Source organism: Kineococcus sp. DHX-1 (assembly GCF_042473625.1).
Classification (GTDB): Bacteria; Actinomycetota; Actinomycetes; order Actinomycetales; family Kineococcaceae; genus Kineococcus.
The window spans coordinates 3,529,165-3,543,208 of sequence record NZ_CP170445.1 but is presented as its reverse complement, the minus strand read 5'-3'; the positions used below and the strand labels follow the sequence as shown (position 1 = coordinate 3,543,208).

At 76.7% G+C, this 14,044-nt stretch carries 11 protein-coding genes; 2 read left to right on the top strand and 9 right to left on the bottom strand.

All coding sequences use genetic code 11. The features are described from left to right. Positions 1-8: 8 nt before the first annotated feature. Positions 9-830 (bottom strand): purine-nucleoside phosphorylase, encoded by an 822-nt coding sequence (locus tag ACFEMC_RS16910; RefSeq protein WP_380170722.1) that lies wholly within the window; start codon positions 828-830, stop codon positions 9-11. A gap of 36 nt (positions 831-866) precedes the next feature. Beyond that, a complete protein-coding gene (locus ACFEMC_RS16905) occupies positions 867-1,331 on the bottom strand; it encodes a gamma-glutamylcyclotransferase (RefSeq protein WP_380170721.1) in 465 nt (154 codons plus the stop codon). A gap of 29 nt (positions 1,332-1,360) precedes the next feature. Here ACFEMC_RS16905 and ACFEMC_RS16900 point away from each other — a divergent pair, with 29 nt between their 5' ends. Together ACFEMC_RS16900 and ACFEMC_RS16895 are read left to right on the top strand one after the other, a co-directional pair. After that, the gene (locus ACFEMC_RS16900) at positions 1,361-2,803 is read left to right on the top strand and encodes an NAD(P)H-quinone dehydrogenase (RefSeq protein WP_380170720.1); all 1,443 of its coding nucleotides are present in this window, start codon (positions 1,361-1,363) and stop codon (positions 2,801-2,803) included. Further along, on the top strand, positions 2,796-3,764 hold the full coding sequence (locus ACFEMC_RS16895; protein ID WP_380170719.1) for a hypothetical protein: 969 nt from the start codon (positions 2,796-2,798) through the stop codon (positions 3,762-3,764). The genes ACFEMC_RS16900 and ACFEMC_RS16895 overlap by 8 nt, the downstream gene beginning before the upstream one ends. On the opposite strand, the gene ACFEMC_RS16890 is transcribed toward ACFEMC_RS16895, so the two are convergent. Genes ACFEMC_RS16890 through ACFEMC_RS16860 form a run of 7 tightly spaced genes read right to left on the bottom strand, consistent with a single transcriptional unit; the run spans position 3,737 to position 13,941 of the window. Then, positions 3,737-4,894: a GNAT family N-acetyltransferase gene (locus ACFEMC_RS16890; protein WP_380170718.1), complete on the bottom strand. Its 1,158-nt coding sequence runs from the start codon at positions 4,892-4,894 to the stop codon at positions 3,737-3,739. The two genes, ACFEMC_RS16895 and ACFEMC_RS16890, sit on opposite strands and share 28 nt — an antisense overlap. Positions 4,895-4,929: 35 nt before the next feature. After that, positions 4,930-7,146 carry a murein biosynthesis integral membrane protein MurJ gene (gene murJ / locus ACFEMC_RS16885; RefSeq protein WP_380170717.1) on the bottom strand — a complete coding sequence of 739 codons (2,217 nt, stop codon included), beginning with the start codon at positions 7,144-7,146 and terminating at the stop codon, positions 4,930-4,932. Beyond that, positions 7,143-7,769, bottom strand: coding sequence for a hypothetical protein (locus tag ACFEMC_RS16880; protein ID WP_380170716.1), 627 nt, complete (start codon positions 7,767-7,769; stop codon positions 7,143-7,145). Before ACFEMC_RS16880 ends, murJ begins: the two co-directional genes overlap by 4 nt. Next, entirely contained in the window at positions 7,766-8,980 is a 1,215-nt protein-coding gene (locus tag ACFEMC_RS16875) for a glycosyltransferase (protein WP_380170715.1), read from the bottom strand. Before ACFEMC_RS16875 ends, ACFEMC_RS16880 begins: the two co-directional genes overlap by 4 nt. Continuing rightward, positions 8,977-9,756 (bottom strand): polysaccharide deacetylase family protein, encoded by a 780-nt coding sequence (locus ACFEMC_RS16870; protein WP_380170714.1) that lies wholly within the window; start codon positions 9,754-9,756, stop codon positions 8,977-8,979. Before ACFEMC_RS16870 ends, ACFEMC_RS16875 begins: the two co-directional genes overlap by 4 nt. Continuing rightward, the gene (locus ACFEMC_RS16865; protein WP_380170713.1) at positions 9,753-12,356 is read right to left on the bottom strand and encodes a glycosyltransferase; all 2,604 of its coding nucleotides are present in this window, start codon (positions 12,354-12,356) and stop codon (positions 9,753-9,755) included. Before ACFEMC_RS16865 ends, ACFEMC_RS16870 begins: the two co-directional genes overlap by 4 nt. After that, the gene (locus ACFEMC_RS16860) at positions 12,349-13,941 is read right to left on the bottom strand and encodes an exopolysaccharide biosynthesis polyprenyl glycosylphosphotransferase (RefSeq protein ID WP_380170712.1); all 1,593 of its coding nucleotides are present in this window, start codon (positions 13,939-13,941) and stop codon (positions 12,349-12,351) included. Before ACFEMC_RS16860 ends, ACFEMC_RS16865 begins: the two co-directional genes overlap by 8 nt. Between the last annotated feature and the right edge of the window lie 103 nt (positions 13,942-14,044).

Below are 14,044 nucleotides of genomic sequence, written 5' to 3'. Positions count from 1 at the left end.
GGCGCGGTTCAGAGCAGCGGGACGACGCCCGCGAGGAGGTCCGCGCAGCGCCCGGCCGCGTCCCGGCCGGCCTGCAGGACCTCCTCGTGGGACAGCGGCTCGTCCGAGACGCCCGCCGCCAGGTTGGTCACGAGGGAGAACCCGAGCACGCGCATTCCGACGTGGCGGGCCGCGACGGCCTCCAGGGCCGTGGACATCCCGACGAGGGACGCGCCGAGGACCCCGGCCATCCGCACCTCGGCGGGCGTCTCGTACTGCGGGCCGTGGAACTGGGCGTACACGCCCTCGCGCAGCGACGGGTCCACCGTGCGGGCCAGGTCGCGCAGCTCGGCGGCGTAGAGGTCGGTGAGGTCGACGAACGTCGGCCCCTCCAGGGTCGTGGCGCCCGTGAGGTTGAGGTGGTCGGAGATGAGGACCGGGGAGCCGGGCGTGATCGATCGGTCCAGCCCGCCGCAGCCGTTCGTCAGCACGATCGTCCGGCAGCCCGCGGCGGCCGCGACGCGGACCCCGTGCGCCACGGCCCGCACGCCGTGGCCCTCGTAGTAGTGGCTGCGCGGCAGCACCAGCGCGCGCAGCGGCTCCGCGCCCTCGCGGGGCACGCTGATCGAGCGGACCGTGCCGCCGTGCCCGACGACGGCGGGGGCGCGGAACCCGGGCAGCTCGGGGGCGGGCACCTCGGCGACGACCTCGCCGAGCCGGTCGGCCGCGGCGGCCCACCCCGAACCCAGCACGAGGGCGACGTCGTGCCGCGGCACGCCCGTGCGCTCGGCCAGGGTGGCGGCGGACTCCTCGGCGAGGGTGAACGGATCGGTCGGGAGGGTCTCGGTCACGCGCCGAACCCTAGTGCGGTCGGCGCCGCCGGCCGGTCAGGCGTCGTTGGAGCGGCAGGGACGGGCGCGCATCCCCAGCACGTAGTCGTGCGGAGCGCCCCCGGCCTCGGCCGCGTCGGCGAGCCGGCCGAGGTACTTCGCCGTCGGCAGACCGCCCTCGTAGTCGTCCAGGACGTACGTCCACGCCACCACGTCGCCCTCGAGCGTCTTCACGCGCACGCGGATCTTGCGGAACAGGCCGATGTCCATGCCCTCGGAGGCGTCCAGGCGCGTCTCGTCCGCCTCGGTCAGGTCGTACAACGCCACGTAGACCTGCTCGCCGGGCGCCTCCACGACCGTGGCCAGCGGACCCTCCCAGCTGCGGTCCTCCCCGCCGAACGTCAGCCGCCAGTCCTGCAGCCACCCCGTCGAGCGCAGGGGGGAGTGCGGCGCCTTCCGGGACATGACCTCGGGGTCGAGGTTGGTCGCGTACGCGGCGTAGGCGGGCGAGGGGGCAGGCACGGTTGAAGAGGGTAGGGGAGCATGGGGGTGTGAGTCCCACCAGTGCGTCCTCAGCAGCAGCCAAGGCCACCCGGGTCGCCGTGCTCGGCGGCGGCCCCGGCGGGTACGAGGCCGCGCTCGTCGCGGCCCAGCTCGGTGCCGACGTCACCGTCGTCGAACGCGACGGTCTCGGCGGGTCCACCGTCCTCACCGACGTCGTCCCGTCCAAGACGCTCATCGCCACGGCCGAGCTCATGGCCACCGTCGGCGGCGCCTCCGAGCTCGGGGTGCGCTTCCCGGGCGGCTCGGCCCCGGACACCGAACCCGAGGGGTCGGTGACGGTCGACCTCGCCCGCGTGCACTCCCGCGTCAAGGCGCTCGCCTTCGCCCAGTCGAGCGACGTGCGCGCCCGGCTGGAGAAGGAGGGCGTGCGCATCCTGTCCGGGGCCGGCGCGCTCGACGGCCCGCAGGCCCTCGTCGTGCGCGAGGGGGAGGACGAGGGCGCCCGCGTCGAGGCCGACGTCGTCCTCGTCTCGGTCGGGGCAAGCCCGCGAACGCTGCCCGACGCCCAGCCCGACGGCGAGCGCATCCTCACGTGGAAGCAGGTCTACGACCTCACCGAACTGCCCGAGCACCTCATCGTCGTCGGTTCCGGCGTCACGGGCGCCGAGTTCGCCAACGCCTACGACGCCCTCGGCGCGCACGTCACGCTCGTCTCCTCCCGCGACCGCGTCCTGCCCGGGGAGGACGCCGACGCCGCCGAGGTCCTCGAAGGCGTGTTCCGCCGCCGCGGCATGGACGTCATGTCCCGCTCGCGCGCGCAGAAGGTCGAGCGGCACGGCGACCGCGTCGTCGTCACCCTGGCCGACGGCCGCACCGTCGAGGGGTCGCACTGCATCGTCGCCGTCGGGGCGGTCCCGAACACCGCCGGGCTCGGCCTGGAGGAGGCCGGCGTCTGGACGTCGGACTCGGGGCACATCGACGTCGACAAGGTCTCCCGCACGTCGGCGCGGGGCGTCTACGCCGCCGGGGACTGCACGGGCGTCTTCCCGCTGGCCTCCGTCGCGGCCATGCAGGGCCGGATCGCGATGTGGCACGCGCTCGGCGACACCGTCGCCCCGCTGAAGCTGCGCTCCGTCGCCTCCACCGTCTTCACGTCCCCGGAGATCGCGACCGTCGGCTGGACGCAGGCGCAGATCGACTCCGGCGAGGCCCAGGGCGAGATCATCAAGCTGCCGCTGTCCACGAACGCGCGGGCCAAGATGCTCGGCATCCACGACGGGTTCGTGAAGCTGTTCTGCCGCACCGGGTCCGGCACGGTCATCGGCGGTGTCGTGGTGGCCCCGCGGGCGAGCGAGCTGATCTTCCCCGTCACCCTCGCCGTCGAGAAGCGGCTCAACGTCGACGACGTGGCGCACGCCTTCACGATCTACCCCTCGCTGTCGGGGTCGATCGCCGAGGCCGCGCGGCAGCTGCACGTCATGGGTGAGTAGCCGGGTGCGGCGCCGGGGGCTCCTCGCCGCCGGCGCCGCGGCCGCCCTCGGCCTGCTCGTCGCCGACGCTCCCACGGGCCCCGGGACCGGTCGGGGCCGACGGTCGGGCGCGTACGTCGGCTGGCCGCAGACCCCGGCCACCCTCGACGCGTTCGCCGCCGCTCGCGGGCGCCGGCTCGACGTCGCCGGGGAGTACCTCGACGGGCGCGACTGGGACCACCTGCGGGACCCGGACTACCTCTTCGACGCCTACGCCGGTTCGGCCTACGCCCGCGACCTGGTGCTGAGCCTGCCGCTCCTGCCGCCGGGGGAGTCCCTCGCCGACGCCGCCGACGGCGCCCACGAACGGCACTGGGCCCACCTCGGGGCCCGGCTCGACGCGCACGGCATGGGGTCCGTCGTCGTGCGCCCGGGCTGGGAGGCGAACTCGCCCGTGAACTACCCGTGGTCGGCCGTGCCCGACCCGGCCGCCTACCGAGCCGCCTTCGCGCGCTGCGTGCGGGCCCTGCGGCGGGAGGCCCCCGCGCTGCGCAGCGACTTCAGCGTCACCGTCGCCGTCGACGGGCACGCGGTGGCGCTCGCCGACGCCTACCCGGGGGACGACGTCGTCGACGTCGTGGGCGTCGACGTGTACGACATGAGCCCGCAGCCGCTGACCGCCGCCGAGCGGTGGCGCTGGTGCCGGACGGCGCCCGGCGGGCTGGACGAGGTCGCCGCCTTCGCCCGCTCGCGCGGGAAACCCCTCGCCGTCGACGAGTGGGCCGTCGCGTCCCCGTCGTGGGGCGGGGGTGGGGACGACCCGGGGTTCGTCGTGGACCTCGTCGGCTGGATGGACGCCGTCGGCGTGGTCCACGAGATCTACAACGAGGTCAGGTACGACCACACCGACGGACGGCTGTTCGGCGGGGGCGCGAACCCGGGCGCGGCGGCGGCCTACTCCGCGCTCGTCGGCCGGTCCTGAGGCGCCGCGCCCCGAGCGGAACGCCACGCCCGCACGCGCAGGACGTGCGGCCGCAGGTCCTGCCGCCACGTGAGCGCCGCCCCGAGCGCCGTCCAGCGCAGGCGGGCGTCGGGGAGCACCACAACCCGTCGCGAGACGTGCGTGGAGGTCGCGAGGCGGAACTTGTAGGGCTCCAGGCCCCGGAGCAGGTCCAGCACGCCGGCCCCGTGGGCGTACGCCCGCCGCCGCACCTCGTGCAGCAGCAGCGTCCCCGCCCCGGCGTCGGCGACCTCGCGGCGGTAGGAGCACAGGTAGGTCGCGACGACCCGGTCGGTCACGAGCTGGAAGGAGTACGCGACGAGCCGGCCGTCGAGGCGGACCCCCGTCAGCCAGCGGGACGCCGGGTCGGCCGTGCGCAGGAACAGCGCGAGCAGGTCCCCGGTGGTGCCGGTCCAGGGCTGGTTGCGGGTCTCGGCGTTCGGGTGGGCCGCGTCGACGGCCCGCAGTTCGGCGAGGAGGGCGTCGGTGGCGCCGCAGTCGGTCGGGTCCGGCAGGAGCTCCCCGCAGACCTCGACGGTCCCGAGCTCGCCGAGCCGCGTGAGCGTCTTGCGGTCCTTCGTCCGACGGTTCTTGGACTCCCGGCCGTCGTCGGGACCGAAGGTGCGCCGGATCGTCTCGGCCTGCGCGCGCACGCGCACCCGTCGTCCGCGGGCCGCGGCCCAGGCCTGCACGTCCTCCGCCGTCGGGTCCAGGTCGCTGAGCTGCTGCAGGTCCAGGACGGGAGCGCCCGGCCCGGCGGTCGCGACGGCCGCGTCCAGCAGCGCCGCCACGACGGCGCGCCGGTCCGCGCCCGGGGCGACCGGGACGGTGCCGTAGTCGCTGGGGCCCGTCCCCGCGAAGCGGACGACGGGGCGGCCGGCGACGCCCGGCAGGGGGTCGTCCACGACGAACGGCAGCACACCGAGCAGCGGCGCGTCCGGGTCGTCCCCGGTGCGGGCGGTGGCCACGCGCACGGGCCCACCCAGCACGGCCGTCGCGCTGACCCAGGCGGGCCCCGCGAACAGCGCGCCCGTCGCGGCGGTCAGCTCCTCCCACCCCGGCACGGGGTCCGCGGCGGTGACGACCCGGGTCACGAGGGAGGAGGTGGGCACGTCGGCGCTGCTCGGAGCAGGTGTCGGGGGCAGGGTCACGGGATCCTCCGGTGGGCGGCACGGCGTCGGCGCGGCCGGGGCCGGCGCGCCGCGGACAGGGGCCAGGGGCGGTGCGGGGCCGAACCGGGCCAGCGACCGGCGACCGCGGCGGCGGTGAGGACGAGCAGACCGCCCGCCCCCGCGCCGACGACGACGAGACCGGGGTCGACGCGTTCGCGGACGCGGACGGCGCCGCCGGTGGGCGTCTGGTCGCGCACGCTCCAGGCCTGGCCGCGGGAGGCGTCCTCCAGCGTGGTCACGACCTGTCCGGCGACTTGCCGGACGGTGCCCGCGTCGCGGCCGTCGACGGTGATCTGGACGACGGGGGAGGAGGGGGCCCCCTCCAGCAGCACGTCGACGTCCTCCGGCCCGCCCTCGTAGCGCTGGGACAGGGTCGCGGTGAGCCGGGTCAGGGCCTGGGTGGTCGTGGTGGCGTCCCGCCCGTCGGCGCCGGCGGTCACGACGACGAGCGCGGTGGCCCGGTGCACGACGGGGCGGGCCAGCCCGACCCCGACGGCGAGGAGCGCCCCGACGAGGGCACCGACGACGACGGGTGCGAGCGCGGGGGTCCAGCGGGGTCGCAGCCGGGGCGCATCGTCCGCCAGGGGGTCGGCCGCCGTCGGGTCCCGGCGGGGCCCGAGGCGGGCGGTCAGGGCGCGGACCTCGGCCAGCCCGACGACGTGCGCCGCGGCGAGGTGCACGACGACGAAGACGACGCCCGCGGCCAGGCTGACGACGGGGCCGCGCCCGAGGTGGGTGACCCCCCAGGCCGCCGCGCCGGCGACCGCGGCCGCGGTCGCCGAGCGCACGGCGGCGTCACCGAGGCGTCGCCACGGCAGCGGCACGAGGTCGCGGTGCAGCCGCCGCAGCAGCACGGCCCCGGCGAGCGTGATGCCCGCGGCGTTGCCGAGCGCGAGACCGGGGGCGCCGAGGGGACCGACGGCCACGGCGTCGACGACGACCGTGACCGCGAGGCAGGCGAGGGCGGCGACCGCGGCCACCCGCGCACCCCGGGGCCGGATGCAGAGGAACAGCACGCAGGCGCCGACGGCCAGCTGCCCGAGCAGCCCGAGGGAGTACCAGCGCAGGACCGTCGAGGTGGACTGCACGAGCTCGGCGTCGAAGGCCCCGCGCTGGAACAGCAGCGCGGTGATCTGCGGCGCCAGCACCTCCAGTGCCACCGTCACGGGCAGGACGACGCAGACACCGAGGCGCAGCGCGTCGGTGACCTCGCGGCGGACCGCCGGGAACCGGCCCGCACCGACGTGGGCCGTCACCGACGCCAGCGACACCGAGGCCACGACGAGCGAGAGCGTCACGGGGATCTGCGCGACCTTCGAGGCGTAGTTCAGCTCGCTGATCGCGCCGACGAGGTCGCTGCCGAACCAGCGCTCGGCGAAGACCTGCGACTGCCGCGCCAGGCTGTAGACGATGATCGGGGCGACGGCCAGCAGCGGGGTCAGGCCGCTGCCCGCCCGCCAGCGCAGGCCGTCGAGGCGGGTGGAGCGGGCGACGGCCGGGGCCACGACGGCGACCATGAGCAGGCTGCCGACGGCGAGGCCGAGGGCGGCGGCCCGCACCCCGAGCCACGGCTCGAGCAGCAGGCAGCCGAGGATGCCGACGTTGTAGGCGACGTACGTCGCGGCGGGGCGCACGAAGGACCGGCGGCCCCGCAGCGCCGAGGACAGGTACCCCGCGACGCCCAGCCCGAGCACCGTGACGCTGGCCAGCCGGAAGCAGGCGACGGCCAGACCGGGGTCGGCCAGGCCCGGGGCGACGAGCCCCACGAGCACCGGGGCGGCCAGGGCGCAGACCGCCCCGGCCGTGGCGGTGACGGCCACGACGGGCAGCAGCGTGCGCCGGACGGCCGACGTCAGCGAGCCCTCCTGCGCCCAGGTGCGCGCGAACAGGGGCGTCAGCAGGAGGGCGAGGCCGGACTCGTTGAGCAGCGGCGTCACCGTCTCCGGCACGGTCCAGGCCACGAAGAACGCGTCCGAGCTCGACGAGGCGCCGAACAGCGCGGCGATGACGAGGTCGCGGACGAGACCCAGCAGGGAGGACAGGACCATGACCCCGGCGACGAGGCTCGCGTCGCGCGCCCGGCGGTCGCGCACGACCGTCGGGCCGGTGGCGCCCGCGGGGAACGGGGAGGGTCCCGCGGGACGCTCGGTACGCCCGTCGTCGTCTTCTTCGACGAGATGGAGCGACGTCACCGGCGCAGCAGCAGCACGGCGCCGGCCGCGACGACGCCGAGCACACCGCCGAGGGCGGCGGACAGCGTCGGGGTGAGCCCGTTGGCCGACCGCGCCTCGGCGGCCGGGGTGAGCAGGGAGATCGTGTAGCCGCTCGCGGCGGCCGTCGGCGTCAGGTACGAGGCCACGGCCTTCGACGCCGCGGCCGCCACCGCGACGGCGTCCTGCGCGGTGTCGCCGGACGCGCTGACCTGGACGAGCGGGGCGTCCTGGGAAGCGGCGACGGTCACGTCGCGCGCGACGTCGTCGACGGTCCTCCCCCCGGTGGCGAAGGGGGCCAGCGCCGCGTCGAGCACCTCCGGCTGCCCGGCGACCTCCGCGTACGCCTTGGCGTACGTCGTCGCGCCGCCGGCGTCGCCACGGGTGTCGCCGGTCGCGGTGGGGGCCACGACGAGGTAGGCGCCGGCGTGGTGGGCGCCCGTGGTCAGCAGGCCGTAGCCCGCGCCGAGCAGGACCCCGACGACCAGCCCGACGACGACCAGGACGGCGGCGGAGCGGCGCCGGACGCGCACGCCGGGCCGGCGGACGGTGCCCTGCGTGGGGACGGCCGAGCGCGCGGAGGAGGGGGAGTGGGTCGTGCTCATGCGGTCTGCTCCTGCGGGGCGTCCGAGGGGGTGGGTTCACGGCGGGACGCGTGCGCGTCGGGTCGGGGGGAGTGGTCGAACAGGTCGTCGTAGAGGTCGTCGAGGACGCGGGCGGTCGCCCGGACGTCGAAGGCCGCGACGACGGGGGGAGCGGTGCGCCCCGTGCCCGGGCCGTGGCCGGCGGCCCGCGCGACGCGGCGTTCGTCGAGCAGCTGGGTGACCCCGGCCGCCAGGGCGGACGTCGACCCGCCGACCCGCACCGTCCCCGGCAGCGGTTCCGGCAGCTCGTCGAGCACGGGGGCCGCCGCGTAGACGACGGGCAGGCCGCTGGCGAGGGCCTCCAGGACCCCCAGCCCGAACGTCTCCGACTGCGACGCGCTGACGAGCAGGTCCAGGGCCGAGAGCCAGGACGCGACGTCGCCGACCTCGCCGGTGAAGTGGACGAAGTCTTCGACCGTCAGCTCCGCGGCGCGGGCCTGCAGGCGGGCGCGTTCCGCGCCGTCGCCGATGACGACGAAGCGCCGGTGCGGGCCGAGCTGGGGGGCCAGGCCCTCGAGGGCGACGTCGACGCGCTTCCACGGGTGCAGCCGGCAGACGATCCCGACCACCTCGACGTCCTCGGACACGCCCAGCCCGGCGCGCAACCGCGCGCGGGCGGCCGCGTCGAAGCGCAGCTCGTCCGTGTCGATCCCGTTGCGCACGACCAGGACCCGGTGACCGGGCCGGTCGACGACGCCCCACGCGACGAGGTTGTCCCGCACCTGGTCGGAGACGGCGACCGTCGCCTGGGCCCACCGCGAGCTGCGGCGCAGCAGGCCCCGCACGACGCGGGTGGCGCGGCGACCCTCCAGCAGGTCGGGGTGGAACAGGGAGTGCTCGGTGCTCACGACGACGGGGACGCGGGCGAGGTGGCCGGCGACGCGACCCAGCATCCCCGCGCGGAACAGGTGGGTGTGGACGACGTCGGGCGCCTCTTCGCGCAGCACGCGCAGCAGGCGCTGCAGCGCCCGCGGATCGGTGGTCGACGGCGAGGCCAGGTCGTGGACGCGGTAGCCCTGCGCGCGCAGCTGCTCGGCGACCACCCCGGCGTTGTAGACGGCGACCACGGCGCAGTCGTGGCGGCTGGCGCGGACCACGCGCAGCAGCTGCGTCTCGGCGCCGCCGGCGGCCAGCCCCGTGATGACGTGCAGGACCTTCAGGCGTCGGGTCACGGTCGGCTCCTCGGACTGCGGTGCGGGACGTCGCGTCCGCCGGCGGGCCGGCGGCAGGGGGCGGCGCGGCGGGCGTGGACCCGGGCGTGCAGGTGGTGGCGCAGGTGCTTGGCGGCGAGCCGCACGGCTCCGTCGTCGGGGCCGGCGTAGCTGCGCGGCACCGTGAGGTCGGGGAAGTGCGGCGTGCTCGGTGCGCCGGTGTCGGCGCGCACCGCGTCGCGGTACCCGGCGTCGGCGACGGCCGCCACGACCGCGGGGTCCTCGTCGCCGAAGGGGTAGGCGAACCCCCGGACCTCGTGCCCGAGCAGGTCCTCCAGGACGGCACGGCTGTCCGTGACCTCCGCGCGCAGCCGCGCGGGCGGGCACCGCGGCAGGTGCGGGTGGGTCAGCGTGTGGCTGGCGACCTCGACGCCGAGGGCGTCGACCTCCCGGACCCCGGCGGCGGTGAGCAGGGGCCAGCCGTTGCCGTCCCAGTCGTTGGTGCCGCCGAACCGGCCCGCGACGACGTACAGGGTCGCCCCGAAACCGCGCTCGGCCAGCAGCTGCGCCGCGTCGAGGAAGTCGGTGTAGCCGTCGTCGAAGGTCAGGCCGACGAGCCCGCGCGCGGTGCCGGCGCGGTGGGCGGTCAGCAGCTCGCCCATGCCCACCCCACGGAGACCCCTGCGCTGCAACGTGTCGAGCTGTCGTGCGAGGACGTCCGGCGGGACGCACAACCCCTCGGGGTCGGGGCGGCGGTGGGCGATCGAGTGGTACATGAGCGCGAACGGGGCGGTCACCGGCGCACCCCCCGCACGACGCGGGCGGGCGGGGGGACGGCGACGGGCGGGACGGCCCCGGCGGCCAGGTACGCGTCGACGACCTGGGGCAGCAGGGTCCGGTCGTCGCGGGTGGTGACGACGTGCGCGCGCCCGACGGCGCCCTCCTGGTCGCGCACCTCGGGCGCGCGCAGGCGGCGGACGACGGCCGTCGCGAGGAGGGCGGCGTCGTCGGTGTCGACGACGGCCCCGGCCCCCGGCGGGAGGGCCTCGCGCAGCGCCGGGTGGTCGTGGACGACGAGGCTGCGGCGGGCGGCCATGGCCTCCAGCGGGACGAAGGCGAACCCCTCGTACCGGCTGGGGACGACGACGACGTCCGCCGCGGCGTACCAGCGGCGCGGCGCGTCCGTGGCGCCCGGGAGCAGGACGCCGGTGAGTCCGTCGTCGCCCGCGGCCACGCGGCGCCGCACCTCCTGCGCGTCCGGGCCGTCGCCGACGAGCGCGAGCTGCGCCCGCGGAACGGCGGCCCGCACCAGCGGCCACGCCGCGAGGAGGCGGTCCTGGCCCTTCTGGTGCGCGAGGCGCCCGACGCAGACGACCGTCGGCGCCTCGGGCAGGCCCAGCTCGTGGCGCGCGACGGGCGCGTCGTCGACGCCGTGCCGGCTGAGGTCGAGGCCGTTGCGCACGAGCCGGCGCGCTGTCACGTCGAGCGGCAGACCGGCCTCGCGGGCGCGGTCCAGCTCGGCGCGGCTGACGAGCAGCAGGCAGTCGGTGAGGTGCAGGGCCAGGGCCTCCCACACCCGCACGGCCAGGGCGACGGGGCCGGAGGCGGCCTCGAAGGCCCAGGCGTGCGGCTGGAAGACCGTCGGCCGCGATCCGTGGACGACGAGCCGGCCGACGAGACCGGCCTTGGCCGAGTGCAGGTGGACGACGTCGGGGTCGACGGCGCGGACCACGGCCCGCAGCCGGCGGGCCTCCGGCAGGACCCCGCGCAGCGGCGACCGCACGGCGGACCAGGTCGCGCGGGGGACGCCGAGCGCGTCGAGGCGGTCGGCGAGCCAGCCCTGCGGCGCGCAGGCCACGACGACGTCGAGACCGGCGGCGCGCTGCTGCTGCGCGGCGCGCGCCACGAAGGCGGCCACCCCCGCGTCGACGGGCTGGCAGACGTGCAGCACCCGCAGCCCGGTGGCGTCGACCGGAGCCGCCGGGACCGCGCGGCGCGGTGGGAGTTCCGGCGTCGCCCGCGGGGTGGCCGTCAGGGCCAGGGCGAGCCCGAAGACGACCCCCTGCAGCGGCGCGGTCGGCCCGGCGAGGTCGCCCCAGAAGTTCGTCACCACGAACTGGGTGCCGACCCCGAACAGCGCGAGGCCGGTGGTCGCGGTGAGGGAGCGTCCCCCGTCGTAGCGCCGCAACGGGCCGACGGCCGCGACGACGACGAGGGACAGGTACGCCAGCAGGCCGACGAGCCCCTGCTCGGACAGCACCAGGAGGTACTGCTCGTGGGGGGACAGCAGCTGCACGCGCTCGTAGCTGTCGTCGGAGGCCGCGTCCGCGCCGGAGGAGGTCGAGATGCCCAGCTGGGAGTCGCGGTGCTCGGAGAAGTTCTTCACCCCGATGCCGGTGACGGGTTCCTCCGACCACATCCGCAGGGCTGCGGACCACAGGCCGTAGCGGTCGGCCACCGACTGGTCGGGGGAGGAGGCGGAGCTGACGACGGTCTCGACGCGCGCGACGACGACGGCTCCCTGCGACGGCACCGCGACCAGGGCGACGGTCGCGAGCGCGATCCCGGCCAGCGCGGTGCCGGCCAGGACGCGCCAGCCGACGCGGGCCAGCACGAGGACGGCCGCGACGAGCCCGGACAGCAGCGCGCCCCGGCTGAGGCTGAGCAGCAGCGGCAGTACGAAGAAGACCGCGAGCGTCCCGGCGACGAGCCGGTGCCGGCGCACGGGCAGGGCGAGCGCGCCGGCCAGGCAGACGAGGCCGGCGTCGGCGACGAGGTTCCCCATCGCCAGCTGGTTGCCGACGCCGAAGGTGCCGATGGCGCGGATGGCCTCGGCGCCGTACCCGGCGCCCGTGCCCGTCAGATACTGCACGACCCCGAGGACGCCCTCGGCGAGGGAGACCACGACGAGGGTGCCGAGCACCCCGGCGACCGCCCGCACCGTGCGGCACACGACGAACGTCGCGACGGGCAGCAGCACGTCGACCTCGACCCAGCGGACCCAGCCGGCGGCGGCCAGGCGCTGGTCGGTCGCGAACACGGCGGACAGGCTGACCGCGACGAGGACCGCCAGGGCCGGCAGCAGGGCGCGCGAGCGCAGCAGGGCTGGTCCGTCGCCGTTCAGCAGCCGCCAGGCGGCGGCCGCGATGACGAGCACGGCCGCGACGTCCGCCGCCGTCACGTGGGCCAGGGACACCGCACCGCTCGTGGACGTGTCGGGCACGCAGACGGCGACGACGAGCAGGTGCAGCGGCAGGAGCGGCAGCCACCCCAGGCGCTGGGAGCGCGGGGTGACGCGGCGGCCGCGGACGCGTCCCGCACGCCGCCGGCGGTGCCGTCCGGCGCGGTCGCGGGTGGGGGTCGGTGCCTGGAACGCGGTGGGCAGCGCGTCAGCCACCGGACCCCCGGACGACCTGGGACACCGTCGCGAGCATGATCTTCAGGTCGAACCACAGCGAGAAGTTCTCGATGTAGTAGTTGTCGTAGTCGGCGCGCAGCTCGATGGACGTGTTGCCGCGCAGGCCGTTCACCTGCGCCCAGCCGGTCAGCCCGCAGGGGACGCGGTGGCGGTGCCAGTACCGCGGGTACTGCGCGGCGAACTGCTGGGCGAACACCGGACGTTCGGGGCGCGGTCCGACGAGGCTCATCTGCCCGCGCAGCACGTTGACGAGCTGGGGCAGTTCGTCGAGGGAGGAGCGGCGCAGGAACGTCCCGACGGGCCCGACGCGCAGGTCCCCGGCGATGTTCCACGTCGTGTCCGACTCCGTCGGGGCCACCGACAGGCTGCGGAACTTCATGACCGTCACCGGCTGCCCGTCGACCCCGACGCGGACCTGGCGGAAGATCGCGCCGTCCCGCGTCTCCCAGCGCGCCAGCAGGGCGCAGGCGAGCATGACCGGCGACAGCAGCGTCAGGGCGAGCGCGGACAGCGTGACGTCGACGACGCGCTTGGCGCGGCGGCCGGTGCGGTCGTGGTGGGGGCGCCGGAACCGCTCCAGCGGCAGGGCGTGGACGAGGTCGCCGCCGGCGCGGGCGGTGTGCAGCTCCCACAGCCGCGGCAGCCAGTAGATCTCGGTGTCCTCCAGGCCCGGGTCGCGCAGCAGGTTGACGAGGTGCTCGTCCTCGCGCAGGCCGTAGGCGATGACCACGACGCGGACGTCGTGCCGGCGGACGAGCCGGGCGACGTCGTCGACGGGGCCGAGCCACGGCGTCGGCGGGGCGTCGAGGTAGGGGGCGCGGTCGTCGAGCGTGCCGACCGGCAGGAGCCCGTACTGCGGGTTCTCCAGCAGGGTGCGGGAGAACCTCGTCCCCACCGTCCCGCCACCGACGACGAGGGTGGCCAGGCCGTTGCCGCGGCGACGGCGGTGGCGGCGCACCGCGGCGTAGACCAGGGTCCGCAGGGCCAACTGCGCGGCGACGACGGCGAGCACGGTCACGACGGTGCGCAGGGCGCCGCTCTCGCCGACGTGCAGGTCGCCGCGGGCGAGGAACGCGACGCCCAGGGCGCTGGTGAGGACGAGGAGGAGGCGGGGGGCGTCGTCGAAGGCCGACAGGGTCAGGCGGACGGGGTGCCGCCAGCGCGGGGCGTGGCCGACGACGGCGAGGGTCGTCCCCAGCACGACGGCCGTGGGGGCGTGGAGGGCGAGGGCGATCCCGACGCCGAGGAGCGTCTCGGCGACCGACAGGGCGGGCGTCCAGGCGCACGTGGCGCGCCGGCGGCGCCGCCGGTGGGCGGCGGGGGCCGGGGGGCGCTCGGGGAGCGTCTCCTCGCGCCGGTGGCGGGGAGCCCGGCGGCCGGTGGCGGGCTCCTCACCGGTGTCGGTGTGGGTGTCGAGGTCGGTGACGCTGTCGGGGTCGACCCAGAGGTCGAGCCCGGTGTCGAGGGTCGTGCTCGCAGTCCTGGGAGCGGGCAGCGGGGCGTGCTCGAGGAGGCTCCCCGAGGCCGCATCGCTGGACCCGTCCCGCAGACGGTGGTGCTCCACTCGAGTCTCCTGGGGAGTGCTGGCCGCGGGGGTCGAGGCGAAACATAGCCGCCGGGCGGGGCCGGGTCAGGAGCCGAGATCGTCACGGATCGACACGGAGAGT

Bases quoted from the DNA above. Each gene is read 5' to 3' on its own strand.
- ACFEMC_RS16880 (WP_380170716.1), bottom strand. From the start codon at position 7,769: ATGAGCACGACCCACTCCCCCTCCTCCGCGCGCTCGGCCGTCCCCACG.